General features: G+C 70.2%; 24 protein-coding genes and 1 pseudogene. 13 read left to right on the top strand and 12 right to left on the bottom strand.

Going from position 1 to position 26,389, the window contains the following annotated elements; translation table 11 throughout:
• Positions 1–86 precede the first annotated feature (86 nt).
• The 4 genes from ACIOJD_RS20555 (at position 87) to ACIOJD_RS20540 (ending at position 2,575) form a co-directional block, all read left to right on the top strand.
• On the top strand, positions 87–617 hold the full coding sequence (locus ACIOJD_RS20555; RefSeq protein WP_401915443.1) for a CinA family protein: 531 nt from the start codon (positions 87–89) through the stop codon (positions 615–617).
• Between the two features lie 109 nt (positions 618–726).
• On the top strand, positions 727–1,110 hold the full coding sequence (locus tag ACIOJD_RS20550; protein ID WP_401915440.1) for a helix-turn-helix domain-containing protein: 384 nt from the start codon (positions 727–729) through the stop codon (positions 1,108–1,110).
• A gap of 194 nt (positions 1,111–1,304) precedes the next feature.
• Positions 1,305–1,775: a Dps family protein gene (locus tag ACIOJD_RS20545; RefSeq protein ID WP_401915437.1), complete on the top strand. Its 471-nt coding sequence runs from the start codon at positions 1,305–1,307 to the stop codon at positions 1,773–1,775.
• 485 nt (positions 1,776–2,260) lie between these two features.
• Positions 2,261–2,575, top strand: coding sequence for a hypothetical protein (locus tag ACIOJD_RS20540; protein ID WP_401915435.1), 315 nt, complete (start codon positions 2,261–2,263; stop codon positions 2,573–2,575).
• A gap of 7 nt (positions 2,576–2,582) precedes the next feature.
• Here ACIOJD_RS20540 and ACIOJD_RS20535 read toward each other — a convergent pair whose 3' ends face one another.
• On the bottom strand, positions 2,583–3,341 hold the full coding sequence (locus ACIOJD_RS20535) for an Fpg/Nei family DNA glycosylase (protein ID WP_401915432.1): 759 nt from the start codon (positions 3,339–3,341) through the stop codon (positions 2,583–2,585).
• Positions 3,342–3,552: 211 nt separating this feature from the next.
• Positions 3,553–8,172 carry an ATP-dependent helicase gene (locus ACIOJD_RS20530; RefSeq protein ID WP_401915429.1) on the bottom strand — a complete coding sequence of 1,540 codons (4,620 nt, stop codon included), beginning with the start codon at positions 8,170–8,172 and terminating at the stop codon, positions 3,553–3,555.
• Positions 8,173–8,569: 397 nt separating this feature from the next.
• On the opposite strand from ACIOJD_RS20530, the gene ACIOJD_RS20525 reads away from it, so the two are divergent.
• On the top strand, positions 8,570–9,346 hold the full coding sequence (locus tag ACIOJD_RS20525; protein WP_401915426.1) for an AzlC family ABC transporter permease: 777 nt from the start codon (positions 8,570–8,572) through the stop codon (positions 9,344–9,346).
• Positions 9,343–9,651, top strand: coding sequence for an AzlD domain-containing protein (locus ACIOJD_RS20520; protein ID WP_401915424.1), 309 nt, complete (start codon positions 9,343–9,345; stop codon positions 9,649–9,651). The genes ACIOJD_RS20525 and ACIOJD_RS20520 overlap by 4 nt, the downstream gene beginning before the upstream one ends.
• 10 nt (positions 9,652–9,661) lie before the next feature.
• Here ACIOJD_RS20520 and ACIOJD_RS20515 read toward each other — a convergent pair whose 3' ends face one another.
• Positions 9,662–10,648: a hypothetical protein gene (locus ACIOJD_RS20515; RefSeq protein WP_401915421.1), complete on the bottom strand. Its 987-nt coding sequence runs from the start codon at positions 10,646–10,648 to the stop codon at positions 9,662–9,664.
• 79 nt (positions 10,649–10,727) lie between these two features.
• On the opposite strand from ACIOJD_RS20515, the gene ACIOJD_RS20510 reads away from it, so the two are divergent.
• The 4 genes and pseudogenes from ACIOJD_RS20510 to recX all read left to right on the top strand — a co-directional run.
• Positions 10,728–10,922 (top strand): DUF3046 domain-containing protein, encoded by a 195-nt coding sequence (locus ACIOJD_RS20510; RefSeq protein WP_401884400.1) that lies wholly within the window; start codon positions 10,728–10,730, stop codon positions 10,920–10,922.
• A gap of 231 nt (positions 10,923–11,153) precedes the next feature.
• A complete protein-coding gene (locus ACIOJD_RS20505) occupies positions 11,154–12,302 on the top strand; it encodes an AI-2E family transporter (protein ID WP_401915419.1) in 1,149 nt (382 codons plus the stop codon).
• A gap of 288 nt (positions 12,303–12,590) precedes the next feature.
• Complete coding sequence (recA, locus tag ACIOJD_RS20500) at positions 12,591–13,718, top strand: recombinase RecA (protein ID WP_401915416.1); 1,128 nt, start codon at positions 12,591–12,593, stop codon at positions 13,716–13,718.
• Positions 13,652–14,308: pseudogene (recX, locus tag ACIOJD_RS20495) on the top strand (recombination regulator RecX); the annotation flags it as partial. The gene recA and the pseudogene recX, both read left to right, overlap by 67 nt.
• A gap of 73 nt (positions 14,309–14,381) precedes the next feature.
• On the opposite strand, the gene ACIOJD_RS20490 reads toward recX, so the two are convergent.
• From ACIOJD_RS20490 to ACIOJD_RS20455, 8 genes are all read right to left on the bottom strand, one after another.
• Positions 14,382–14,858, bottom strand: a complete 477-nt coding sequence (locus ACIOJD_RS20490; RefSeq protein ID WP_401915413.1) for a rhodanese-like domain-containing protein — start codon at positions 14,856–14,858, stop codon at positions 14,382–14,384.
• Positions 14,855–15,385 carry a cysteine dioxygenase gene (locus ACIOJD_RS20485; RefSeq protein ID WP_401884394.1) on the bottom strand — a complete coding sequence of 177 codons (531 nt, stop codon included), beginning with the start codon at positions 15,383–15,385 and terminating at the stop codon, positions 14,855–14,857. The genes ACIOJD_RS20490 and ACIOJD_RS20485 overlap by 4 nt, the downstream gene beginning before the upstream one ends.
• 183 nt (positions 15,386–15,568) lie before the next feature.
• On the bottom strand, positions 15,569–15,640 hold the full coding sequence (locus tag ACIOJD_RS20480) for a putative leader peptide (protein ID WP_401915586.1): 72 nt from the start codon (positions 15,638–15,640) through the stop codon (positions 15,569–15,571).
• 47 nt (positions 15,641–15,687) lie between these two features.
• The gene (locus ACIOJD_RS20475) at positions 15,688–17,295 is read right to left on the bottom strand and encodes an FAD-dependent monooxygenase (protein ID WP_401915410.1); all 1,608 of its coding nucleotides are present in this window, start codon (positions 17,293–17,295) and stop codon (positions 15,688–15,690) included.
• 143 nt (positions 17,296–17,438) lie between these two features.
• Entirely contained in the window at positions 17,439–18,344 is a 906-nt protein-coding gene (locus ACIOJD_RS20470) for an amino acid ABC transporter permease (protein WP_401915407.1), read from the bottom strand.
• Entirely contained in the window at positions 18,341–19,015 is a 675-nt protein-coding gene (locus ACIOJD_RS20465; RefSeq protein WP_401915404.1) for an amino acid ABC transporter permease, read from the bottom strand. Before ACIOJD_RS20465 ends, ACIOJD_RS20470 begins: the two co-directional genes overlap by 4 nt.
• A 74-nt stretch (positions 19,016–19,089) precedes the next feature.
• Entirely contained in the window at positions 19,090–19,914 is an 825-nt protein-coding gene (locus tag ACIOJD_RS20460) for a glutamate ABC transporter substrate-binding protein (protein WP_401915401.1), read from the bottom strand.
• 309 nt (positions 19,915–20,223) lie between these two features.
• Positions 20,224–21,009, bottom strand: coding sequence for an amino acid ABC transporter ATP-binding protein (locus ACIOJD_RS20455; RefSeq protein WP_401884388.1), 786 nt, complete (start codon positions 21,007–21,009; stop codon positions 20,224–20,226).
• Positions 21,010–21,302: 293 nt separating this feature from the next.
• Here ACIOJD_RS20455 and ACIOJD_RS20450 point away from each other — a divergent pair, with 293 nt between their 5' ends.
• Both ACIOJD_RS20450 and ACIOJD_RS20445 read left to right on the top strand, forming a co-directional pair.
• A complete protein-coding gene (locus ACIOJD_RS20450; protein WP_401915398.1) occupies positions 21,303–22,013 on the top strand; it encodes a response regulator transcription factor in 711 nt (236 codons plus the stop codon).
• A 4-nt stretch (positions 22,014–22,017) separates the two neighbouring features.
• Positions 22,018–23,409: an ATP-binding protein gene (locus tag ACIOJD_RS20445; protein ID WP_401915395.1), complete on the top strand. Its 1,392-nt coding sequence runs from the start codon at positions 22,018–22,020 to the stop codon at positions 23,407–23,409.
• A 153-nt stretch (positions 23,410–23,562) separates the two neighbouring features.
• On the opposite strand, the gene ACIOJD_RS20440 is transcribed toward ACIOJD_RS20445, so the two are convergent.
• The gene (locus ACIOJD_RS20440; protein ID WP_401915393.1) at positions 23,563–24,564 is read right to left on the bottom strand and encodes a TAXI family TRAP transporter solute-binding subunit; all 1,002 of its coding nucleotides are present in this window, start codon (positions 24,562–24,564) and stop codon (positions 23,563–23,565) included.
• Positions 24,565–24,783: 219 nt separating this feature from the next.
• Here ACIOJD_RS20440 and miaB point away from each other — a divergent pair, with 219 nt between their 5' ends.
• Complete coding sequence (miaB, locus tag ACIOJD_RS20435; RefSeq protein WP_401915391.1) at positions 24,784–26,301, top strand: tRNA (N6-isopentenyl adenosine(37)-C2)-methylthiotransferase MiaB; 1,518 nt, start codon at positions 24,784–24,786, stop codon at positions 26,299–26,301.
• The last annotated feature ends 88 nt before the right edge of the window (positions 26,302–26,389 follow it).

Raw genomic sequence — 26,389 nt, 5'->3', positions numbered from 1 at the left:
GTGACGAGTGACGGTTCGACGCGATGAGTGACGGCTCTATGGATGAGGCCGGGGGCGGGGCTGTGGGTGGTGCCGGGGGTGCTCCCGTGGGCAGTGCCACGGGTGGTGCGGCTGGTGCGGCACAGGTGCTGGAGGTTCTGGGGAAGCACGCAGGGACACTGGCCGTCGCGGAATCCCTGACCGGCGGTCTGCTGGCCGCGGAGCTGACAGCAGTGCCCGGTGCCTCCCGGACCTTCCGCGGGTCCGTCACGGCCTATGCGACGGACCTCAAGCGGGACATCCTGGGTGTCGACGGGGCGCTTCTGGGGGAGCGCGGTGCGGTGGACCCCGAGGTCGCGCGTCAGATGGCCGCCGGTGTACGCCGGGCGCTGGGCGCGGACTGGGGCGTGGCGACCACCGGGGTCGCGGGTCCCGATCCACAGGACGAAAAGCCGGTCGGGACCGTGTACGTGGCGGTTGTGGGGCCGGACGACAGGGGGAAAGTGACCGCTTTGCGATTGAACGGCGACCGGGCGGACATCCGTAAAGAGAGTGTGCGAAGCGCATTCGTACTGCTCCTCGGCGAACTCTCCGGGAACGAGCGGGCACAGGATACGGAAGAGAACGGGGGGAATTGATGTTTGCAGCCCTGAGTGAACACGACATCGCTCCCCGCACGGCCGCGGCGCGAGGCGGTACGGTGGGGCGTGAAGGATGCGGCTACGCGGTCCGAGGAGGGAGCCACCGATGATTCTGCTCCGTCGCCTGCTTGGTGACGTGCTGCGTCGGCAGCGCCAGCGCCAGGGCCGTACTCTGCGCGAAGTGTCCTCGTCTGCCCGGGTCTCGCTCGGCTATCTTTCCGAGGTGGAGCGGGGGCAGAAGGAGGCGTCTTCCGAGCTGCTCTCCGCGATCTGCGACGCGCTTGACGTACGGATGTCCGAGCTCATGCGAGAAGTGAGCGACGAGCTGTCGCTGGCCGAGCTGGCCGCGTCGGCGACGGCCGACGAGCCGGTGCCTGCGGCAGTACGTCCCATGCTCAACTCTGTCTCTGTGACGTCGGTGGCCGGAGTGCCGACGGAACGTGTGACGATCAAGGCGCCTGCGGAGGCGGTGGACGTCGTCGCCGCCTGAGGGCGATCACTCCGTAGCGTTTGACTTGAGCCCGGATCGGTCTTCGTGACCGATCCGGGCTTTATAAATCCCTGAATGCCCGCTTTGTGATGTTTGTGCCATGGTGGAAGTGCGTGTGAAGGCAACACGGGTGCGCGGCAATGCGAAGTCGTGAAGTCGTGAAACCGAGTTCAGAACGGAACTGGAGGATCTGCATGTCTGTCGTGAAGAGTTCTCTGTCCGAGGCGAATCTGAAGCTGGTCGGCGAGGCGCTCCAGGGGGCGCTTGTGGACCTGGTGGACCTTTCTCTGGTCGCCAAGCAGGTTCACTGGAATATCGTCGGGCCGCGTTTCCGCTCCGTACATCTCCAACTGGACGAGGTTGTGGCCACGGCCCGACAGCACTCCGACACCGTGGCCGAACGGGCCTCCGCGATCGGCGTGACGCCGGACGGGCGGTCCGCGACGGTAGCGGCGACGAGCGCGATCGGGACCGTGCACAACGGCTGGATCAAGGACGTGGAAGCCGTACAGGTCCTGGTGGACGCGCTCGGTGCGGTGGTGACGCGGATGCGTGAGCGCGTGGAGGCGACGGCCGATCCGGATCCGGTGACCCAGGACGTGCTGATCCAGGTGACGGCGGACCTGGAGAAACATGCCTGGATGTTCCAGGCGGAGAGTGCGTAGAACGGTAGAGCTCGCAAGGGGCCGAGCACGTAGGGCGGGGAATGCGTGGACAGGTCTCGGGGCCCGGATTTCAGCGGGGTTATGGGTGGCCGGGTCCCGAGGTGAAGACCCTGCTCACGGAAATTCCGGTCACATCGACTGTGTGTCACGGGCGCGATGTGCTCTGGATGCGGCATGGGCTCCGCCGGGGGAGACTTCTGTGGAGAGACATCGTCCGCGGCTGGGCCGTGGTGGAGAAGTCAGTTACCAGGACGGCGGTTTCGGGAGAGGTGTGCCTGGCCCTCGCCGTGATCCGTCGGACAGGACCCAGGGGTTTCGTCTGGAACAGGCCCGATCAGGGCGCGGCGCCAGGGCACGCGAGCCCGGCAAGATCCAGACGGGAGGCCCTGGGCGGAATCGCGAAGTCCCGCGCGCCGGAGCGTGCATCCGATGCGCCCTCCCCGCGGGTGATCGTGCGGGTCTAGCGTCGGTCGGAGGAGGCAGCCATGGCAAGGCGATGGGTCCTTCTGCCGGCGCTTGCTCTGGGCGGGCTGTGGTGGTGGGCCGTACTGCGCATCGCGCTGGAGCCCGAGCACACCGGGCTGGTGGAGGGTGCGGTGGCGGCGGGCGGTTGGGGGCTGAGCCTGCTGCCGGTGCACGCCGCGTCGTCTCGGCGCCGGCAGGGGCAGCAGCCGGTGCGGCGGGGGCAACGACCGGAGCGGCAGGGGCAACGGGAAGTGCGGCAAGGTCTTCGGCCGGGACAGTGTCGGCATGGTCCGGATCCGGAGTCCGATGCGCGCGGGCCGTACGACAATTTCTGACGGGTGATCAACTCGTAGGCCCTGACTGGCAGACAGGGCACCAGTAGACGGGGCGCTCGTCCTGGTCGGCCACGCGGATGGGGGCGCCGCAGCGGGGGCAGGGGCGGCCGGCGCGACCGTATACGTACAGTCGCCGACTGCCGCCGGGGCGTTCGCGGTTGGCTTCGAGGAGTTTCTTCGCGGCCCTCACCAGGCGCTCGGGTGACGGGAGTTCGCCGATCGGCAGCCAGGGGGTCGCGCGGACGAGGAAACACGTCTCGGATTTGAAGATGTTGCCGACTCCGGCAAGATTGCGCTGGTCCAGCAGGGCCTCTCCGATGGAGCGGGCGGGGTCGGCGAGGAGATTGCGCAGAGCGGTGGCGGGATCCCAGTCGGGACCCAGCAGGTCGGGGCCGAGATGGCCGACGACGCGCTCCTCGTCGCTGGTGCGCAGCAGTTCCAGTACGGGCAGGCGATAGCCGACGGCGGTGCTTTCGGCGGTGCCGAGGACGGCCCGGATCTGGTGCGCCGGGCCGCCGAGCCAGCGCTCACCCGACGCGTACACCTTCCAGGAACCGTCCATGCGCAGATGTGAGTGGAGGGTGAGACCACCCTCGATGCGGGCGAGGAGATGTTTGCCGCGCGGGGTGACATCGAGGACGGTGCGTCCGGTGAGATCGGCGGTCGCGAACCGGGGCACTCGCAGGTCGAAGCGGGTGAGCGGCTGCCCGGCGAGCGCGGCGTGCAGGCGTCGGGCGGTCTGCCAGACGGTGTCTCCTTCGGGCATGGTCCCATGATGCGCGATGAGGCCCTGTCCGGCCGTCCCGGCCGATCTTTGCCGGGGCCGGGACGCCTGGCACGGACGTGACCGTTTGTGAGCCGTGCGAGGGGCTGGTCCGTGCGTGTTGCCGTGTGTTTTCCGATCGGGGTGTGCCGGTCCGGGGCGGCCGTACTCGGCTCGGACGCGGTCTGCCGGTCCCGGGTGCGCGCAGGGGCTCTCAGGCGCGCACGCGCAGACCCCTGGGGGTGGCGTGGAAGCCGGCTGCTTCCAGGGCGCGGCCCAAGGGCGACGTCAGGGCCGGAGCGCCATTGGTGCGCTCCACCGTGACGGTGCCGAGCGCTCCCGCGCGCGCCGCTTCGGCCAGAGCCTCGGCGGCGGACCGGAGCGAGGGGTCTTCCGGGTCCGTCGGCCAGGCGAGCAGCGTCTTGCCGCCGCGCTCCATGTAGAGGGTCAGCTCACCGTCGACGAGTACGACCAGGGAGCCGGCCTTGCGGCCCGGTTTGTGGCCCGCGTCGGCCGGGGGCTCCGGCCAGGGGAGCGCCGCCCCGTAGGCGTTGGCGGGATCGGCGGCGGCCAGGACGACGGCGCGCGGCGAGGGATGCGCCTCGGCGCGGTCCCGGGCCGTCGCCGCCGCGCGCAGCCGGTCGACCGCGCCGTCCATCGCGAACTGGGCCGCGCCCAGGCCCTCGACGACATACCCCCGGCGGGCCTGTCCGCTGTCCTCGAAGGCGGACAGCACGCGGTACGTCGCGGAGAAGCCGCCTTCCACACCTTCGGCCGCGACCGCGCCCCGGGTCACCACGCCATGCCGGTCGAGGAGGGTGCGGGCCAGCGCGTGGGCGCGGTGCGTCGGGTCCGCTTCCCGCTCGGGGAGCAGCGACCAGCGGCCGCTGACCGTCGGAGGGCCCGTGCGGGACGTGGGTCTGGCCGCGGCGGTGAGTGTGCCGTACCGTCCGCGCGGCACCGGGCGACGCGCGCGGTGGGCCGTGGAGCCCGCGGTACGGCCCGAGCCGAGCAGCGAGCGCAGCGGCGCGAGGGTGTCATTGGTGAGCCGGCCCGACCAGGCCAGATCCCATACGGTGTCGGCGAGTTGAGGATCGGTCGCGTCGGGGTGGGTGGTGGCGCGGACCTGGTCGGCGATCTGCCGGAAGAACAGGCCGTACCCACCCGACAGGGTGGTCAGGACCGATTCGTGGAGGGCTGTCGGCTCCAGCGGACGCGGCGGCGGCAGCAACAGCGGGGCCGCGTCGGCGAGATAGAGCGAGACCCAGCCGTCCTTGCCGGGCAGCGCGCCCGCGCCGGCCCACAGCACCTCGCCCGTGGTGGTCAGTTCGTCCAGGAGCGCCGGTGTGTAACCGGAGACCCGGGACGGGAGGATCAGCTTCTCCAGCGCCGACGCCGGTACGGGAGCGCCCTGCAACTGCTCGACGGCGCGGGCGAGTCCGTCGATGCCCCGCAGGCTGTTGCCGCGCAGATGCTGCCACTGCGGGAGGAACGTGGCGAGCGCGGCGGGCGCCACCGGCTCCAACTCCTGGCGCAGCGCGGCCAGGGAGCGGCGTCGCAGCCGACGGAGCACGGTGGCGTCACACCACTCCTGGCCGATGCCGGAGGGATGGAACTCGCCCTGTACGACCCGGGAGCCGGCGGCGAGGCGCTGGAGGGCGCCGTCGGTCACCGCCGATCCCAGGCCGAAGCGCGCGGCGGCCGCGGACGAGGTGAACGGGCCGTGCGTACGGGCATAACGGGCCAGCAGGTCGCCCAGCGGGTCCTTGACCGGCTCGGTGAACGCCTCCGGGACTCCGACCGGCAGCGCCGTGCCCAGCGCGTCGCGCAGCCGGCCCGCGTCCTCGACCGCCGCCCAGTGCTCGGCTCCGCCGATCCGGACCCGGATGGCGCGGCGCGCCGTGGCCAGGTCCTCGGCCCACGACGTCCGCGCACCGCGCTCGGCCAGCTCCTCGTCGGTGAGCGGGCCGAGGACCCGCAGCAGGTCGGCGACACCCTCGATGTCCTTGACGCGCCGGTCCTCGGTGAGCCACTGGAGCTCCCGCTCCAGCTCGGCGAGGACATCGGGATCGAGCAGCTCGCGCAGCTCGGCCTGGCCCAGCAACTCGGCGAGCAGGTGCGAGTCCAGGGACAGCGCGGCTGCCCGCCGCTCCGCTATGGGGGAGTCGCCCTCGTACAGGAACTGGGCGACATAGCCGAAGAGCAGGGACCGGGCGAACGGCGAGGGCTCGGGGGTGGTGACCTCGATCAGCCGGACCCGGCGGGACTCGATGTCGCCCATGAGCTCGGTGAGACCGGGGACGTCGAAGACATCCTGGAGGCACTCGCGCACGGCCTCCAGCACGATCGGGAACGAGCCGAACTCGCTCGCCACCTGAAGGAGTTGCGCGGCACGCTGGCGCTGCTGCCAGAGCGGGGTGCGTTTGCCGGGGCTGCGGCGCGGGAGCAGCAGCGCCCGCGCGGCGCACTCCCGGAACCGGGACGCGAACAGCGCGGAGCCCCCCACCTGGTCGGTGACGATCCCGCGGACCTCGCCGCCGTCGAAAGCCACGTCCGCGGCCCCGACAGGTGCCTGCTCGCTGTCGAAGGCCGCCCCGGCGCTGTCCGGCTCGTTGTCGAGGAGGTCCAGGCCCAACAGGTCGGCGTCGGGGAGGCGCAGCACAATGCCGTCGTCGGCGTGCATGACCTGTGCGTCCATCCCGTACCGCTCGGAGAGCCGGGCGCCCAGGGCCAGCGCCCACGGGGCGTGCACCTGCGCCCCGAACGGCGAGTGGATCACCACCCGCCAGTCGCCCAGCTCGTCGCGGAACCGCTCGACCAGGATCGTCCGGTCGTCGGGGACATGACCGCAGGCCCGGCGCTGCTCGTCCAGATACGACAGCACATTGCCGGCGGCCCAGGCGTCGAGGCCGGCGGTCAGCAGCCGCAACCGGGCGTCCTCTTCGGAGAGGGATCCGATCTCGCGCAGGAAGGCGCCCACCGCGCGGCCCAGCTCCAGCGGGCGGCCCAGTTGGTCACCCTTCCAGAAGGGCAGCCGGCCCGGGGCGCCGGGGGCGGGCGAGACCAGCACGCGGTCACGGGTGATGTCCTCGATCCGCCAGGACGAGGTGCCCAGGGTGAAGACATCGCCCACCCGGGACTCGTACACCATCTCCTCGTCCAGCTCACCGACGCGGCCGCCGCCCTTCTTCGGGTCGGCTCCGGCGAGGAACACCCCGAAGAGGCCGCGGTCCGGGATCGTGCCCCCCGAGGTGACGGCCAGACGCTGCGCACCCGGCCGGCCCGTGACCGTACCCGCCACGCGGTCCCACACCACCCGCGGACGCAGCTCCGCGAAGGCGTCGGAGGGGTAACGCCCGGCGAGCATGTCGAGCACGGCGGTGAAGGCCGACTCGGGCAGCGAGGCGAAGGGCGCCGCCCGGCGGACCGTGGCGAGCAGGTCGTCGGCCTGCCTGCTGTCCAGAGCGACCATGGCGACCAGCTGCTGGGCCAGGACGTCCAGCGGGTTGGCGGGCACGCGCAACGCCTCGATGGATCCGCTGCGCATCCGCTCGGTGACGACGGCCGCCTGCACCAGGTCGCCGCGGTACTTGGGGAAGACGACGCCCGTGGAGACCGCACCCACCTGGTGGCCGGCGCGGCCGACGCGCTGGAGCCCCGAGGCCACCGACGGCGGTGACTCGACCTGGACGACCAGATCCACCGCGCCCATGTCGATACCCAGCTCCAGACTGGAGGTGGCCACGACGGCGGGCAGCCGGCCCGCCTTCAGGTCCTCCTCGACCTGCGCGCGCTGCTCCTTGGAGACCGAGCCGTGGTGCGCGCGGGCCAGCACGGCGGGAGCCCCCTTGGCCGCCCCCGACTGGGCCATGATCTCGGCCGGTGAGTGCTTGTCGGGCATGGTCTGTCCGGTCGCGCGTTCGTACGCGATCTCGTTGAGCCGGTTGCACAGGCGCTCGGCCAGCCGACGGGAGTTGGCGAAGACGATCGTGGAGCGGTGTGCCTGGACGAGATCGGCGATCCGCTCCTCCACATGCGGCCAGATGGACGGCTTCTCCGCGTTGTCCGTCTCCGAGGCGGGCGAGCCGCCCAGCTCGCCCAGATCCTCTACCGGGACGACGACGGAGAGGTCGAACTCCTTGCCGGAGGGCGGTTGGACGATCTCCACCCTGCGCTGCGGCGACAGATAGCGGGCGACTTCCTCCACCGGACGTACCGTCGCCGACAGGCCGATCCTGCGGGCCGGTCGCGGCAGGAGTTCGTCGAGCCGCTCCAGGGACAGCGCGAGATGAGCCCCCCGTTTCGTGCCCGCGACGGCATGGACCTCGTCAAGGATCACCGTCTCGATCCCCGCGAGCGCGTCCCGCGCCGAGGACGTCAGCATCAGGAACAGCGACTCGGGGGTGGTGATCAGGATGTCCGGCGGTCTCGTCGCCATCGACCGGCGCTCGGCGGCCGGGGTGTCGCCCGAGCGGATCCCCACGCGCACCTCGGGCTCCGGCAGCCCGCGCCGCACCGACTCCTGCCGGATCCCCGTGAGCGGGCTGCGCAGATTGCGCTCCACATCGACCGCGAGTGCCTTGAGGGGGGACACGTACAGCACCCGGCAGCGCTTCTTGGCCTCGGCGGGCGGAGGCACCGAGGCCAGCCGGTCCAGGGCGGCGAGGAACGCGGCCAGTGTCTTGCCGGATCCGGTCGGGGCCACGACCAGCACGTCCGAGCCCTCCCCGATGGCGCGCCAGGCTCCCTCCTGGGCCGCCGTGGGCGCGGAGAAGGCCCCCGTGAACCAGCCGCGGGTCGCGGGGGAGAAGGAGTCGAGCGCGGTCCGTGCCATGTCCCCCATCGTGCACCCGACCACTGACAATCGCCCGGACCTGGGAAAACGGCCTGCTGCCCGGGAGGGCGGAGCGTGGATGAGCGGCGTGCGTGCCGCCCGGCGCGTACGGCGGGGAGCGGGCGGGCGCCCACAAGGCCTGCCCCCCCCGCCCGCGGCTGCGGCCCGGCGGAGTGTGTCAGGGGCGCAGGAATGTACAAGACGGGTTCAGCACGCTCCGCGTAGCGTCTCGGACGTGCGAGAACAATCAACGTCCGCTTCCGCGGACATACCGGCCGAACCGTCCGCGAGGGCCACTTCTCAAGGCGCTCCTCCTACCGGCGCTTCTCCTGAAGGCGCCGCTCCCGAGGGTGCCACCGCAGGGCCCGTCCACGAGCCCAGGCCCGACGCGGCCGTCGTGCGCGACGCACTGGGCGTCGGCATCGCCGTGGGGCTCTCCGGCTTCGCCTTCGGGGTCACCTCGGCGGGCGCGGGCCTCTCCGTACTCCAGAGCTGCGCCCTCAGCCTGCTGGTCTTCACCGGCGCCTCACAGTTCGCGCTCGTCGGCGCGCTGGCGGCGGGAGGCAATCCGTTCACAGCCGCCGCGGGTGCGTTCTTCCTGGGCGTACGGAACGCCTTCTACGGGCTGCGGCTGTCCCAGTTGCTGCGGCTTCCCGGTCCCGTACGGCCCCTGGCCGCCCAGTGGGTGATCGACGAGACCGCGGCCGTCGCCCTGGCGCAGCCCACCCGGCGCGGTGCCAGGATCGGCTTCACCGTCACGGGGCTCACCCTGTATGCGCTGTGGAACCTCACCACGCTGGCCGGGGCGCTGGGCGCGGAGGCTCTGGGGGACACCGACGCGTGGGGGCTGGACGCGGCCGGGCCCGCCGTGTTCCTCGCGCTGCTCGCGCCCATGCTCCGGACGGCCACCGAACGAATGGTCGCCGGCCTCGCGGTCGTGCTGGGGCTCGGCTTCCTGCCGGTGCTGCCCGCCGGAGTCCCGGTGCTCGTCGCCGCCCTGGCCGCACCCGCCGTCCTCTGGCTCGAAGGCCGGGGGCTCGCCTCCCGTAGGGGCGCTGTCCGTAAGGACACCGAGCGTACGGACACGAGCTGTACGGACACGGGCCGTGAGGAGGCGGACCGTACGGACACAGGCCGTAAGGCCGAAGACCGCGGTAAGGGAGCAGAGCGTTGAACATCTGGATCGCGATCATCGCGACCGCCGTCGGCTGCTACCTCGTCAAACTGCTGGGTCTGCTGGTGCCCGCAGGCGCCCTGGAACGCCCGCTCGTTCAGCGACTGTCGGCGCTGCTGCCCGTCGCCCTGCTCGCCGCGCTGACCGCGCAGCAGACCTTCAGCCTGCACAGCGCGCTCGTTGTGGACGCCCGGGGCGCCGGGCTCGCGGCGGCGGCTCTCGCGCTCGTTCTGCGCGCTCCGTTCCTGGTGGTCGTGGCGGCCGCCGTGGTCGTCACAGCGGGAGTACGGGCGTTGGGCGGCTGACACCGAACCGTCAGCCGATGGCACGGCCGTGCGCGCGCAGTGTCAGCAGCGCTTCGAGGGTCACGATCGGCCGCCCTTCCAGGGCGGTTCCCGGAGCCCACTCCCGCCAGGTGACCGGCCAGCCGCCGTCCTCCCGCTGCCGGCCGGCGAGGAAGTCGAGCGAGCGCTCCATCTCCTCGTCGCTGAACCACCGGCGGGCCAAGGACTCGGGCACGCGCGCGTAGTCGTGCGGAAAATGGTGCTCGCCCGGCGCGTACCCCGGTGGTACGGGGCACTCCGTACGGCGCTCCGGATCCAGCACCACCAGCGCCCGCTCCCTCACCAGCCGGCCGATCCGGTCCGCGGCCGCCTCGGCCCGGGTCCGGTCGGGGACACCGTCCAGAAAGGCGACCGCGGCCATGACCTCGTACGGATGTGACTCCTCCAGCGCCTCGACAGCGGCCCAGCAGAAGTCGGTGGCACGGAAGAGCCAGGCGTGCCACACCCGATTGCGGTGCAGCAGCCCCACCACCGGACCCGTCGCCAGCAGGTCACCCGGCGGATCGTCGACGACCGGGAGGAAGGGCGCGTACGGATAGCCCCGCAGGGAGGGATGGAGCGCGGGCAGCGCCCCCTCGGGTGTCGACACCGCCGTGAGATAGCGGCAGATCCGCTCGACCCGCGGTCCGCCGCAGCGGCCGATGGAGTCGAGGACGCGTAGCGCGTGCGCTGTGTGGAGGGGCTGGCTGACGGGGCCGCGCAGATCGGGTTCGAGTCCGTGGCCGTATCCGCCGTCCTCCTCGCGGTACGCCGTGAGGGCGGCCTCCACGGCGTCCTCCCCGCGGTCCCCGCCGCGCCTCCCTCCCGCTTTGTCCCCACCGGTCGGGCCCGCCCCCGCGGGGCCGCCGTCCAGGAAGTGGTAAGCGAACCGTCGCTGTTCGAGCACCCGGGCCGTGAGCCAGACGAAGTGCTCGGCGCGGGCGAGAGGAGACGCGGAGGGTGCTGCGGTACCGGCCATGGTCCGACCGTAGGACGGAACGGTCCGGAACGAGAGGGGACCGGACGGGACGCACTCTCAGGAGCGCGATACTGAGGGCATGCGGTTGACGAATTTCTGGGAACGGATGGCGGACCATTTCGGTGCCGCCTACGCCGATTCCTTCGCCCGTGACCATGTGATGGCCGAGCTGGGCGGTCGTACGGTGCACGAAGCGCTCGACGCCGGCTGGGAGGCGAAGGACGTCTGGCGCGGGGTCTGCGCCGCCATGGGAATCCCGGCCGAGAAGCGATGACGCGCACAGGGGAGTCCCGGCCGAACCGGGACCGTGGCACGAGTTGTCACAGCGGTAGGCGAGACTGGCACCGTGGCAGCGACTGACAACCCCGCATCGGACGTAGAACCCCCGGTCCCTCCGACGATTCCTGCGCCCGGCTCGCCTCGGAGCGCGCCCACCGACGCGCCGTCGGACGGGCCGTCGGGTACTGAGCCGTCCCCTGCCGCCGAAGCCGGCGGCAACGTCCGGATGCCTCGCTGGCTGCCTCGCGCCATGATCCTCGCGCTGGCGCTCGTCGCCTGCTTCCAACTCGGCAGCTGGGCGTTCCACCAGCTCATCGGGTTGCTGATCAATGTGCTGATCGCCTTCTTCGTGGCGCTGGCGGTCGAGCCGGCCGTCAGCAGGATGGCGGCCCGCGGGATGCGGCGTGGACTCGCCACCTTCCTGGTCTTCTTCGGGGTGCTGGCCGTGGGCGTCGGCTTCGTGGTGATGCTCGGCTCGATACTGGCGAGCCAGATCGTCGAAATGGTCGAGTCCTTCCCCGCGTACCTCGACTCGGTGATCAACTGGTCCAACCAGACGTTCCGCACCGAGCTGTCCCGGGTCGACGTCCAGGACAGTCTGCTGCACTCCGACTGGCTCCAGCGGTACGTGCAGAACAGCGCGACCGGTGTCCTCGATGTCTCCACCACCTTGCTGGGCGGCCTCTTCCGGCTGCTGACGGTCTTCCTGTTCTCGTTCTACTTCGCCGCCGACGGACCCCGGCTGCGGCGCGCGCTCTGCTCCGTGCTCCCGCCCGCCAAGCAGGCCGAGGTGCTGCGTGCCTGGGAGATCGCGGTCGACAAGACCGGCGGTTACATCTACTCGCGCGGGCTGATGGCGCTCATCTCCGGTCTCGCGCACTACGTGCTGCTGGAGTTCCTGACCGTTCCGTACGCGCCCGCGCTCGCGGTGTGGGTGGGCCTCGTCTCCCAGTTCATCCCGACCATCGGCACGTATCTGGCGGGTGCCCTGCCGATGCTGATCGCCTTCACGGTGAATCCCTGGTACGCGCTGTGGGTGCTCGGATTCGTCGTGATCTACCAGCAGTTCGAGAACTACATGCTCCAGCCCAAGCTCACCGCCAAGAGCGTCGACATCCACCCGGCGGTGGCCTTCGGCTCGGTGATCGCGGGTACGGCGCTGCTGGGCGCGGTCGGCGCGCTGGTCGCGATCCCGGCGATCGCCACGCTCCAGGCCTTCCTCGGCGCCTACGTGAAGCGTTACGACGTGATGGACGACGAGCGGGTGCGGGGCAGCAGGCCGCGTGGCCGCCGGGTTCTGCGGCAGATGAACCGCGCGCTGCGCGCGGGCAACGACCCGCGGCCGGCCTCCGAGGAACTGGGCGAGCCCAGGTAGTCCGGAGAGCCTTGGGGCGGAGCGGGCGGTTCCGTTCGGGCGCACGCCCCGGGTCTCATGTATGTGGACATGCCGCGTGGTGCGCTTGACACTAAAATCGAACATCCATTCTTATGGAAGTGCGGCCGGTGCTTCCCGGGACCGGTGGGCGAAGGTGTCCGGTGGAGTCGGCCGCGGAGTTCGAGCGGAGTTGTCCACAGGCCGGGAGGTCGTCGAGGCGCGTTGTCAGTGGCAGGGGATAGCGTCTTTGACGTGAAGCGATCGACTCAAGCAAATCGGGTGGAACCCATGGCAGGAACCGACCGCGAGAAGGCGCTGGACGCCGCTCTCGCACAAATTGAACGGCAATTCGGCAAGGGCGCGGTGATGCGCCTCGGCGAGCGGCCGAACGAACCGATCGAGGTCATCCAGACAGGATCGACCGCGCTCGACGTCGCGCTCGGTGTCGGTGGCCTGCCGCGCGGACGAGTGGTGGAGGTGTACGGACCCGAGTCGTCCGGTAAGACGACCCTGACGCTGCACGCTGTGGCGAACGCGCAGAAGGCCGGCGGAGCGGTGGCCTTCGTGGACGCCGAGCACGCTCTCGACCCCGAGTATGCGAAGAAGCTCGGCGTCGACATCGACAATCTGATCCTGTCCCAGCCGGACAACGGGGAACAGGCGCTCGAGATCGTGGACATGCTGGTCCGCTCCGGGGCGCTCGACCTCATCGTGATCGACTCCGTCGCCGCCCTGGTGCCGCGTGCGGAGATCGAGGGCGAGATGGGCGACTCGCACGTCGGCCTCCAGGCGCGGCTGATGAGCCAGGCGCTCCGGAAGATCACCAGTGCGCTCAACCAGTCCAAGACCACCGCGATCTTCATCAACCAGCTCCGCGAGAAGATCGGTGTGATGTTCGGCTCGCCGGAGACCACGACCGGTGGCCGGGCGCTCAAGTTCTATGCCTCGGTGCGCCTCGACATCCGCCGTATCGAGACGCTGAAGGACGGTACCGACGCCGTCGGCAACCGCACCCGCGTCAAGGTCGTCAAGAACAAGGTCGCGCCGCCCTTCAAGCAGGCCGAGTTCGACATCCTCTACGGCCAGGGCATCAGCCGAGAGGGCGGCCTGATCGACATGGGCGTCGAGAACGGCTTCGTACGGAAGGCCGGCGCCTGGTACACGTACGAGGGCGATCAGCTCGGCCAGGGCAAGGAGAACGCCCGTAACTTCCTCAAGGACAATCCCGATCTCGCCAATGAGATCGAGAAGAAGATCCTGGAGAAGCTGGGCATCGGCGTCAGGCCGGATGCGCCGACGGGTGAGCCCGGTGTGGACGCGGCCGGTGCTCCGGCCCCGGTCGAGGACTCGGCGAAGCCGGTGACCGTTCCTGCCGCCAAGGCCAAGTCGGCCAAGGCGGCAACGGCCAAGAGCTAGTTCGTACCGTGCCTTACGCGAAGAGGCGGCGAACCGAATGGCCGGGCGGCAGCTCCGACTCGTCGAGGGCCGAGCAGGAGCTGCCGCCCCAGGAACCGGCGGAGCGGGCGCGGGCGATCTGTCTGCGTCTGCTCACCGGGACGCCCCGCACCCGTAAACAACTGGCGGACGCGCTGGAGAAACGGGAGATCCCCGAGGAGGTCGCGGAGGAAGTTCTCTCCCGCTTCGAGGACGTGGGGCTGATCAACGACGCGGCGTTCGCGGATGCCTGGGTGGAATCCCGGCACCACGGCCGGGGCCTGGCCCGGCGCGCTCTCGCACGTGAGCTGCGTACGAAGGGGGTGGACGCTGCCCTGATCGACGAGGCGGTCGGGCAGTTGGACTCCGACCAGGAGGAGGCGACCGCTCGCGAGCTGGTCGCCCGGAAGCTCCGCGCCACCCGTGGCCTGGAGCGTGACAGGCGGCTGCGCCGGCTCGCGGGCATGCTGGCGCGCAAGGGGTATCCGGAGGGGGTGGCACTGCGGGTGGTCAAGCAGGCGCTGGAGGAAGAGGGCGAGGACACCGAGGGTCTGGACGAGGGGCTTTACTGAGCCAGGGAGGCCCGGGAGGCCCGGACCTGAGCAGGCCCGGACCTCCGAGTGTCGTCAGCAAACGATCAGGTGCTTACCGCGTGACCGGCAGCCCCTCGGCCTTCCACGCCTGGAAGCCTCCGATGAGGTCGGTTGCGCGGTGCAGTCCCAGTTGCCGCAGGGACGCCGCGGCGAGGCTTGACGCGTACCCCTCGTTGCAGACGACTATCACCCGCAGGTCATGGCTCGTGGCCTGCGGAGCACGGTGGCTGCCCTGTGGATCGAGCCTCCACTCCAGCTCGTTGCGCTCGACGACCAGGGCCCCCGGGATGAGTCCGTCACGCTCCCGCAAAGCCGCGTACCGGATGTCCACCAGCAACGCCGCCTCCGCGCCGGGCGCGCCCGCCTCGCGGCCGGCCGCGCCTTCCGCGGGGCCGCCCGCCGGTCCTTCCGCGGTGGCCTCGAAGGCCTCGTGCGGTCCGATCCGGTCCAGGCCCTCGCGTACCCGCTCCAGCAGTTCGTCTATGCCCACCCGCTCGCTCGCCACCCGCTCGCCCACTGCCTCGCTCACTGCCACTCCTCGGGGCGTTCGACCTGCTCAAGACGGAGCAGCGCGCCCGTGCGGCTGTAGCGCCGCATCAGTGGCAGCGGCGGGTAGTACGCGTGCACCGATACGGCGTGCTCGGTCTCGGACTCGTTGCGCACCTCGTGCACATGGTGCTTGCCGAAGGCGCGGCCCTCGCCCCCCGTGAGCAGTCGCTCACGGTCGATGCCCTCGGCCAGTTCCAGCGTCTTCCACCCCTCGGTGGGCAGCCGGGCCGCCAGCGAGTCCTCCTTGAGGGCGCCCGAGGCCGTGGCGAACGCGCCGTGCGAGCCGCCGTGGTCGTGCCAGCCGGTGCCCGTGCCGGGCGGCCAGCTGATCAGCCATGCCTCGCTGCCGCCGGGACCGTTGAGCCGGATCCAGGTGCGGCCCTCGGGGTCGAGGGGGAGTGAGGAGATCAGTTCGGCGTCGGCGGTGGTCCGGCGGACGAAGTCGAGCAGTTCGGCAGCAGTCGGGGCGGGCCCCGAAGGAGCGACAGCGGCGGGCGCGGAAGACACGGGCGCGACAGCGGAAGACGCGGGCGCCCCAACAGCGGGCTGAGGCGCAGGGGCCGAGGACGACGGCTGAGAGGTCGCGGGCGCGGAGGTACGTACGGGAACAGACAAGGTGACCGTCCTGAGGAGTTCGCGGGTGCCCTGCCGCGACGGAGCGCGGCGAGGACGTGGAGAAGAAAGGGCGAATCAACAGGACGTGCGACACACGCAGCCCGCATAGCGGACCAGGTCCACATGGACCCTCCGCCACAGGCGCACATCGGTGTCAGTCACGTTCCGGAGTACACCATGTGCGCCCGCTGCGGTCAATTGATGTTCGCAGTGTGGTCCGCGGACACCGGCGCGGACCTCTCCGTCGGGGTGCCGCCACGTGCCGTGTCCGCCGCCGCGTAGAGGTCCGCTGGGCGCACCCCGCCGAAGGCCGCGACCAGGTGCCCGTCCGGCCGCACCAGCAGCACGTTGTGCGCGGAAGCTCCCGGATACGCCTCGGTGACCAGCAGCTCCGCCCGTACCGGCAGCGCGGTCACCGCCGCGGCCAGCCGTGGCATCACCCCCGCCGTCAGCCAGTGCCGCCGGTCCCAGACCCCGGTACCCGGCGCGACCAGCACCACCAGCAGCTGCCCCCGCCCGAGCCGGTCGCGCAGCCGTGTGGTCGTACCGTCGGGCGCCGTCACCCGCACGTCCGCGACCGGCCCGCCCCTGGGGGTGCCGACAGCCGTCTGCGCCTCGGCGTACGGAGGCGTAAGGGGGGAGTGCGGATACGACGGCGGTGCTCCCAGTGCTCCGTGCCCCAGATGCCCGTCGGCGAGCAGCGCGTCGTGTCCGCGCGAGGCACCGGGCATATAGGTCCGCAGTCCGCCGCCGCCCCGCAGGAGCGGCAGCGACTGGTCCGCCGCGCGCAGCCGTGCGGCGACGGCCGTGCGCCGCTCCGCCTGGTAGCTGTCCAGCAGGGTGTCCGACGCGCCACGATGCCAGTGCGCCGCGATCTTCCAGGCGAGGTTGCCGACGTCCCGCAACCCCTCGTCGAGCCCCTGGGTACCCACCGCGCCCAGCAGATGCGCGGCGTCCCCGGCGAGGAACGCCCTGCCCACGCGCCAGCGCTTGGCGAGCCGGTGGTGCAGCGTGTAGACGCCCGTGTCGAGCAGTTCGTACGGCGGTGCCTCGCCGCACCAGCCGGTCAGGGTGTCCCGTAAACGCGCCACCAGCGCGTCGGGCGTGACCAACTCGCCGCGCGCGGGGAGCAGCCAGTCGATGCGCCAGACATCGTCCCGCAGCGGCCTGGCGGACACCTCGTCGCCGCCGGTGCGCCAGGGAGGCTGCCGGTGCAGCATCGCCTCGCCGGGCCAGGGCAGCTCGGTGCGGAGCGCGGCGACGGCGTGCCGTTCCACCGCCGTACGTCCGGGAAAGCGGATGCCCAGCAGCTTGCGGACCGTGGACCGGGCGCCGTCGCAGCCGACGAGATGGCTTCCGCGCCACCAGGTCTCCTCGGTGCCGCGCGTGTGCACGGTGACCCCACGGGCGTCCTGCTCCAGCGAGTCGAGCCGACTGCCGGTGATCACGCGTACCAGTTCCTGGCCGTCGATGGCGTCTCGGAGCCCGCGTGCCAGGGCGTGCTGCGGAATATGGAGGGGCGAGGGGGCGCCGTCCTCGCCGAGCGGCAGATGCCGCATCAGTTGCTTGCGCCGCGTCGAGCGCCAGCCGGTCCACCGTGCTCCCTCGTCACCGAGGGTCGTACAGCCGATTCCGGCCACCAGGGCGGCGGTGTCGGGCCGCAGTATGGCGGTACGGGCCGGGCGGGGCTCCTCCGTACCGGATTTCTCGTCCAGGACGACGGAGGGCACGCCTTGCGCGGCGAGGGCCAGGGAGAGCGCGAGGCCGACGGGGCCCGCGCCGGCGACGATCACCGGGTCCACGGCGCGACCCCTCCGGCCCGTGCGGTCATACGGTCATGGGCGGCAGCTGCCCGGTGTGTGATCACAGAACGTATGCAACCGACTGGGGGTGCCCGCGTCAAGCGACGGTCTCAGCGGCGCGCGCACCCCCAGTCCCTTCCGCCTCACATGGTGTTGCCTTCCCCGGTGCGACTCGGCAGGTTGGCCTGTTGCATGTCATCGGCGCCAAGCGTCGCGCCCGTGCTCTTCTTGCCCTGCCGCAGCCGCTTTTCCAGCCATCCGGCGAAGCTCGTGAGCAGGAAGTTCAGCGCGATGTAGAGCAGCGCGATGACGACGAACGCGGCGATGGTGTTGGCGCCGTAGTTGGCCGTGATCGTACGGTTCTGCGAGAGCAGTTCCGACAGTCCGAGCATCGCGCCGCCGAGCGCGGTGTCCTTGACGATCACCACCAGCTGGCTGACCAGGGCCGGCAGCATCACGGTCACGGCCTGCGGCAGCAGGATGTACGTCATGCTCTGGCCCTTGCGCATACCGATCGCCTTCGCGGCGTCGGTCTGACCGTTCGGCAGCGTGAGAATGCCGGCCCGCACGATCTCGGCGATGACCGAGGCGTTGTAGAGCACCAGGCCCGTCACCACGGCATACAGCGGCCGCATGTCGGACGAGACATTCGAGAACTGCACGTACAGCGCGCTGGCGAACACCATCATCAGCAGGACCGGGATCGAGCGGAAGAACTCGACCACGACACCGACCGGTGTCCGTACCCAGGCGTGTTCGGAGAGCCGGCCGATGCCGAGCAGCGCGCCGAACGGAAGCGCTATCAGGATGGACAGCCCCGCTGCCTTGAGCGTCTCCCCGAGTCCTGGCAGGAGATAGGTCGTCCACACCTCGGGGTCCGTGACGAACGGGCTCCACTTCGCGGCCGCCAACTGGTCCTTGTCGGCCATCGTGGCCAGCACCCACCAGGCGGCGAGTACGAACAGGACCAGGAACACGATCGTGTAGAGGATGTTGCGCCGCTTGGCGCGTACACCGGGAGTGTCGTACAGAACGGACGAGGCACTCATCGCTTCACCGCCACTCGCTTGCTGACCCAGCCCAGAAGCAGACCGGTGGGGAGGGTGAGAACGATGAATCCGAAGGCGAACACCGCGAAGACGGCGAAGAGCGCGCTGCTTTCGTTCTCGATCATGTCCTTCATCAGCGCCGCTGCCTCCACCACACTGATCGCCGAGGCCACCGTGGTGTTCTTGGTCAGCGCGATCAGCACGTTGGCCAGCGGCGCCACGACCGAACGGAACGCCTGGGGAAGCACGATCAGGCTCAGCACCTGGAAGAAGCTCAGTCCCAGCGCACGGGCCGCTTCCGCCTGGCCGACGGGCACGGTGTTGATGCCGGAGCGCAGCGCCTCGCAGACGAAGGTGCCGGTGTAGGCGATCAGGCCCAGCACGGCCAGCCGGAATCCCATGGACTCGAAGTTCTGGCCGCCGAGTGTGACACCGAGGGTCTGCTGGAGTCCCAGCGAACAGGCGACGATGATCACGGTCAGTGGGGTGTTACGGACAAGGTTGACGTAGGCGGTGCCGAAAGCACGCATCAGCGGAACAGGGCTGACGCGCATCCCGGCAAGCAGCGTTCCCCAGATGAGGGAACCGACTGCGGAGTAGAGGGTGAGCTGCACCGTCACCCAGAAGGCGCCGAGCAGGTCGTACTGCCCGGAATTTAGAAAGTCGAACACGAGGCCCCGCGCTCTCCCCTGGTTGGCTGGTCGGTACGCGCCGCCGGACCGGCCGGCGGCGCGTCACTTCTCTCTCAGCTGCCGGCGTCGATCTTCGGGGCAGGCTCGTTCTTGTAGCCGGACGGACCGAAGTTGGTCTTCACGGCCTTCTCCCAGGAACCGTCCGAAACCATCTTCGTCAGCGCGTCGTTGATCTTCTTCTTGAGATCGGCGTCGCCCTTCTTGAGGCCGATGCCGTAGGGCTCGTCGCTCAGCTTGAGGCCCACGAGCTTGAACTTGCCCTTGTGCTCCTTCTGCGACGCGTACCCGGCGAGAATGTCGTCGTCGGTGGTCACGGCGTCAATGGCCTTGTTCTCCAGGCCGGTCAGACACTCGGAGTAGCCGCCGTACTGCTGGAGGTCGGCGTCGGGCGCCAGCTTCTCCTTGACGTTCTGCGCCGGGGTGGAGCCCGTGACCGAACAGAGCTTCTTGGAGTTGAGATCCGAAGCCTTGGTGATGGAGTTGTCGTCCGCGCGGACCAGCAGGTCCTGGTGGGCGAGAAGGTACGGGCCGGCGAAGTCGACCTTCTTCTTGCGCTCGTCGTTTATCGTGTAGCTGGCCGCGACGAACTTCACGTCACCGTTGGCGATCAGGTTCTCGCGCTCGGCGCTGGGCGCCTCTTTCCACTCGATGTCCTTGGCTGCGTAGCCCAGTTCCTTGGCCACATAGGTGGCGACATCGACGTCGAAGCCCGCGAACGTGCCGTCCGGCTTCTTCAGTCCGACACCGGGCTGGTCGTACTTGATGCCGATGACGATCTTGCCGTCGTCGCTGCTGCTGCCGCCTCCACCGCACGCGGTGGCGGTCAGGGCGAGGACGAGGGCCGTGGCGGCGGCCGCGCTTGCCTTGTGAAGCTTCATGCGTGAACTTCCCTCGGGTGAGACGTGGACGAACAGGTCCTGCCGGATTCGGAAGAACCGTAAGAAGGGCCCTGGACGGGCGAGTCCGCGGTCCCGTCTGCCCGGGGGCGTCTGCCACGCACGTTCGCCGCGTTGCCGAAATGTCCTGGTAGCTGCGCTGATCCGCTACGAGGACACCCCGGTGCCGTGAGGTCGCGCGCGCCAGACGCCCCCGGGCCCGCCCCTTGGGGCGGACGACGCTGCGTCGGACGTACTCATCCAGATCTTGGTGGGCCGTAAATCGGTCACGTGTAAATCAGTCACGCAGGATCAGTGATGAAGGATCTTCGACAGGAAGTCCTTGGCACGGTCGCTGCGCGGGTTGCTGAAGAACTCGTCGGGCGTGGCTTCTTCGACGATCCGGCCGTCCGCCATGAAGACGACCCTGTTCGCCGCGGAGCGCGCGAAGCCCATCTCGTGGGTGACGACGACCATGGTCATTCCGTCGCGCGCCAACTGCTGCATGACCTCGAGGACTTCGTTGATCATCTCGGGGTCGAGTGCCGAGGTCGGCTCGTCGAAGAGCATGACCTTCGGGTCCATCGCCAGCGCACGGGCGATGGCGACACGCTGCTGCTGGCCGCCGGAGAGCTGAGCCGGGTACTTGTCGGCCTGCGAGCCGACACCCACCCGGTCCAGCAGCGCGCGCGCCTTCTCCTCGGCGTTCTTCTTGTCCGCCTTACGGACCTTGATCTGACCCAGCGTGACGTTCTCCAGCACAGTCTTGTGTGCGAAGAGGTTGAACGACTGGAAGACCATCCCGACGTCGGCGCGCAGCCGGGCCAGTTCCTTGCCCTCCTCGGGCAGCGGCTTGCTGTCGATGGAGATCGATCCCGAATCGATCGTCTCCAGGCGGTTGATGGTGCGGCACAGTGTGGACTTACCGGACCCGGAGGGCCCGATGACGACCACGACTTCGCCCCGGGCGATGGTCAGGTCGATGTCCTGGAGCACATGCAGCGCGCCGAAGTGCTTGTTTACGTTGCTCAGTACGACCAGGTCGCCGGCCGCCGGCACGGCGTCCTCGGTCCCCTTGGTCACTGACACTCCGCTCATCGGCTTTTTGCTCCGTCCTCCTCGGTTGGGGAGGACCATAGTCACGCCCTGCGATCAGCGTCATTACATCTGAGCGGAAATTGAGCATAACGATCCGGCCGCGCCGGATACTCCATGTGAAGAAGGGCGGGCCGGGGAGTACCGGGTAGGTAACGGAAACGTCCGTGTAACGGGAAGACTCTTGACTGGCAGGGAGCCATGGGCGTGGATGCCCAGGTACGTACTAGGAACGCGACCGGTGCCGCGACAGGGCAGACGCTGCCGGGAGTCAGTGCCGCGACCGAAGGGGGCCCGTGAGACTGCTGCTTGTGGAGGACGACGATCATGTCGCCGCCGCGCTGTCGGCCGTGCTCGCCAAGCACGGATTCAAGGTCGTGCACGCGCGGAGCGGGGAGGAGGCGCTCCAGGCCGTACTGCCCGCCGCCAATGTCGGCAAGACGCCCTTCGCGGTCGTCCTGCTCGACCTCGGGCTGCCCGACCAGGACGGTTACCAGGTCTGCGGCAAGATCCGGAAGATCACCTCGACCCCGGTGATCATGGTGACCGCGCGAGCCGATGTCCGCTCCCGGATCCACGGCCTCAACCTCGGCGCCGACGACTATGTCGTCAAGCCGTACGACACCGGCGAACTGCTCGCCCGTATCCACGCCGTCAGCCGGCGCACCGCGGGCGAGGAGGCGGAACCCGCCGCCGATCCGTCCCAGCGGCTCGGGCGGCTCACCCTCGAACTGCCGACCCGCCGGGTCAGCGTCGACGGCACGGCCGTCCAGCTGACCCGCAAGGAGTTCGACCTGCTGGCCCTGCTCGCGCAACGTCCCGGAGTCGTCTTCGGGCGCGAGCAGATCATCAGCGAGGTGTGGCGCACCAGCTGGGAAGGGACCGGCCGCACGCTCGAAGTGCATGTGGCCTCCCTGCGCGGCAAGCTCGGCATGCCCGCGCTGATCGAGACGGTCCGGGGCGTGGGCTACCGCCTGGTCGTCCCGGCCGCGCACCAGGGCCCGTAACCCGGTGCGCTCCCGACTTCTGCCGCTGCTGATCATCCTCATGGCGGGTGTGCTGCTCGCCCTCGGCTTCCCGCTCGCCGTGAGCGTCGCCGCCGCTCGGCAGCAGGATGTCGTCGTCGACCGGATCGACGACGCGGCCCGGGTCGCGGCGCTCGCCCAGTTCGTCACGGAGGGTCGAGACAGCAGCGCGGAACGGCGCAGCATGCTGGAGACCGAACTCGCCCGCTACCACGAGGTGTACGGGATCAAGGCGGGCGTCTTCTACCGCGACAACGACGCCATGGCCCGCGCCCCGGAGAACTGGTCGGTGCCCCGGGCAGGCGAGGGGCGCAAATCCTTCCAGCAGGCCCTGCTGGGCCGCCGCAGCGACAATCCCCAGCAGGTCTGGCCCTGGCAGGAGGGCCGGCTCATCGTCGACTCGCCCGTCGTACGGGACGGAGACGTCGTCGCGGTCGTGGTGACCGACTCGCCGACCGGCCAGATGCGCTCGCGCATCCTCGAGGACTGGCTGTACATCGCGGTGGGCGAGGCCGCGGCCATGCTGGTCGCCGTCGGGGCCGCCATCCGGCTGACGGGCTGGGTGCTCCGCCCGGTACGGGTGCTGGACGCGGCCACCCACGACATCGCGACCGGCCGGATGAAGTCCCGGGTCGCCGCCGCCGGCGGGCCCCCGGAACTGCGCCGCCTGGTCGGCGCGTTCAACGAGATGGCCGACAACGTCGAGGACGTGCTGGAGCAGCAGCGTGCCTTTGTCGCCGACGCCTCCCACCAGTTGCGCAACCCGCTCGCCGCTCTGCTGCTCCGGATCGAGCTGCTCGCTCTCGAACTGCCCGAGGGGAACGAGGAGATCGCCTCTGTCCGTACGGAGGGCAAGCGTCTCGCCCAGGTCCTCGACGACCTGCTGGACCTGGCGCTGGCCGAGCACACCGCCGCCGACCTGCGACTCACCGACATCGGCGAGGTGGCGGCCGAGCGGGTCGCGGCCTGGCGTGCGGTGGCCGAGGAGAAGGGCGTACGGCTGACCGAGCACCGCGCGGCCGTCACCGCCTGGGCCGACCCCATAGCGCTCTCCAGCGCTCTGGACGCGGTGATCGACAACGCCCTCAAGTTCACTCCGCCCGGAGAAGAGGTCATGGTCGCGGTCGCCGGCGAAGGCACCACCTCCACGATCGTCATCGACGACGGCGGACCCGGTCTCACGGACGACGAGATCGCCCGGATCGGCGACCGTTTCTGGCGCAGCAACCGGCACCAGAACATCAAGGGATCGGGACTCGGCCTGTCCATCACGCGGGCGCTGCTCGCGGCGGGCGGCGGCTCGATCACGTACGGACACAGCGAGCCGTGCGGTCTGCGGGTCGTGCTCAGTGTCCCGAGGTCGTCCCCGACGGGGTGATGTTGATGTCCCCTCGGTCCCCGGTTCCTGGTCGATCTTCTACGGGCCGTGGGAGAGCGGCTCGCTCCACGGTATGACCCGGCCGCGGACAGATGAACCACGGCTCGACCGTCCACGGACGGGCCGCGGCTCGGCCGAATGTGGCCGGCCCGGTTACGGCTTGGCCGATCGGTAGTACCGCTTGGCGCCCTCGTGCAACGGCAACGGGTCCGTATAGATCGCGGTCCGCAGGTCCACCAGCTGCGCGGGATGCACCTGGTCGCCGATCCGGTCGCGGCTGCCGATCACCGTACGGGTGAAGCGTTCCGTCAGCTCGGCGCCCGTCCGGTCGGTGGTGATCAGCAGATTCGCCACCGCCACCGTCGGTACGGCCGTCCCTTGCTGCGCCTTGCGATAGGCGTCGGCGGGCATCTCGGCGGAGCGGTAGTAGCGCGAAGCCGTCTCGCCGGCGGCGTGCAGTCTGGAGATCAGCGCGGAGTCCAGGGGCACCAGCCGGATGTCGAAGCGCTCCGACAGCTTCTGCACGACACTGGTGGGCAGCCCGCCCGACCAGAAGAAGGCGTCCAGATCGCCGGTTTCGAGGCGGCCGGGCATGGTGTCGATCCCGGCGGAGACGGGGGTGATGTCATGCGCCGGATCGATCCGCGCGGCCGTCAGAAGCTGGTCGGCCACCAGCCGCACACCCGATTTCCCCTGTCCCACGCCCACCTTCTTGCCCCGCAGGTCGGCGACGGAGCGGATGTCCGAACTCCGGGCGGTGACCAGCTGCACATAGTCGTCGTACAGCCGCGCGCAGCCGCGCAACCGGTCCGCACCCGGCTTGCCTTCCTTCATGTACGTGGCGACGGCGTCGGCGGTGGCGATGGTGAAATCGGACTCGCCGGTCGCCACCCGCGCGATGTTCTCCTGCGAGCCCTGGCTGGTCTGCAGTCCTATCGACATACGGGGCAGGTCGCGCGCGAGATCGTCCTTGAGCAGCTCTCCGTACCGTTCGTAGACCCCGCTCTTCACTCCCGTACTGAAGGTGATCGAGCCACTCGGCGACGTCTCCCCGAAGGGCGCCAGCCACCACACGAGCAGCCCGAGGGCCACCAGCAGCGCGGCCGCGCCCTGGAGGGCCCGGCGACGGCCGATTCGGAAGAGTTCGGCGAACATGCGGCGATCCTGCCAGCTCACTGTCGGCGATAGCCAGGGCCTACGGTCACGAGGTGTGCGCGGGGTTGGTTCGAAAGGCGGCTTCCCCCGGCAGAGCGCGCGAGGCTCCGGGATCGGGCGGTCCCGTCGGGGGGCACCACCCATCGGCCGGTACCCGTCGGGCGCGTCCACTGGCAATCGGGATCGGGGCGGGCCCCGGACACCGCCTACCCTTGTCGCATGAGCAGCGGCGACCGGAGTCAGGCAGTGGACGGCAAGCGAAGTTACGAGGTACGCACCTACGGGTGCCAGATGAATGTCCACGACTCCGAGCGGCTGTCGGGCCTGCTGGAGGGGGCCGGATACGTCCGCGCGCCCGAGGACGCCGACGGCGACGCCGATGTCGTCGTCTTCAACACCTGCGCGGTGCGGGAGAACGCCGACAACAAGCTGTACGGCAACCTCGGCCGGCTCGCGCCGATGAAGACCAAGCGGCCCGGTATGCAGATCGCCGTCGGCGGTTGCCTCGCGCAGAAGGACCGCGACACCATCGTGCGGCGAGCGCCCTGGGTCGATGTCGTCTTCGGGACGCACAACATCGGCAAGCTGCCGGTCCTTTTGGAGCGTGCGCGGGTCCAGGAAGAGGCACAGGTCGAGATCGCCGAGTCGCTGGAGGCCTTCCCCTCGACCCTGCCGACCCGCCGAGAGTCCGCCTACGCCGCGTGGGTCTCCATCTCGGTCGGCTGCAACAACACCTGCACCTTCTGCATCGTCCCCGCGCTGCGCGGCAAGGAGAAGGACCGCCGCCCCGGCGACATCCTGGCCGAGATCGAGGCGCTGGTCGCCGAGGGAGTCTCCGAGATCACGCTGCTGGGCCAGAACGTCAACGCGTACGGCTCCGACATCGGCGACCGCGAGGCGTTCTCCAAACTGCTGCGGGCCTGCGGGACGATCGAGGGCCTGGAGCGGGTCCGCTTCACCTCGCCGCACCCGCGCGACTTCACCGATGATGTGATCGCCGCGATGGCCGAGACGCCGAACGTGATGCCGCAGCTCCATATGCCGCTCCAGTCCGGTTCGGACACCATCCTGAAGGCGATGCGCCGTTCGTACCGGCAGGACCGTTACCTCGGCATCATCGACAAGGTGCGCGCGGCCATCCCGCACGCGGCCATCTCCACCGACATCATCGTGGGTTTCCCCGGCGAGACCGAGGAGGACTTCGAGCAGACCATGCGGGTGGTGCGCAAGGCGCGGTTCGCGCAGGCTTTCACCTTCCAGTACTCCAAGCGCCCCGGGACCCCGGCCGCCGAGATGGACGGACAGATTCCCAAGAAGGTCGTCCAGGAGCGCTACATGCGCCTGTCCGCCCTCCAGGAGGAGATCTCCTGGGACGAGAACAAGAGCCAGGTCGGCCGGACACTGGAGGTCATGGTCGCCGAGGGCGAGGGGCGCAAGGACGGCGCCACCCACCGGCTCTCGGGACGCGCGCCCGACAACCGCCTCGTTCACTTCACCAAGCCGGACGATGCGGTCCGTCCGGGCGATGTGGTGACCGTCGAGATCACCTATGCCGCACCGCACCACCTGCTCGCCGAAGGGCCGACGCGCGCGGTGCGCCGCACCCGTGCGGGAGATGCCTGGGACAAGCGGAACGCGACCGGGGCGACGAAGCCCGCGGGGGTGCTGCTCGGACTGCCCACGGTCGGGGTCCCGGCTCCGCTGCCGGCCGTGACCGGCGGCTGCGGCGCGCAATGACCGGCTGACGGCCGGCCGGTTCGAGTTCCGGCGCGGACTGTTTCGAGGGGAGTTCGTGCCGCGCAGGGTCCGGCCTGAAGTCGGGTCC

Origin of the sequence: Streptomyces sp. NPDC088116 (genome assembly GCF_044741745.1) — a bacterium.
GTDB lineage: Bacteria > Actinomycetota > Actinomycetes > Streptomycetales > Streptomycetaceae > Streptomyces.
This window is presented reverse-complemented; position numbering and strand designations above follow the sequence as displayed.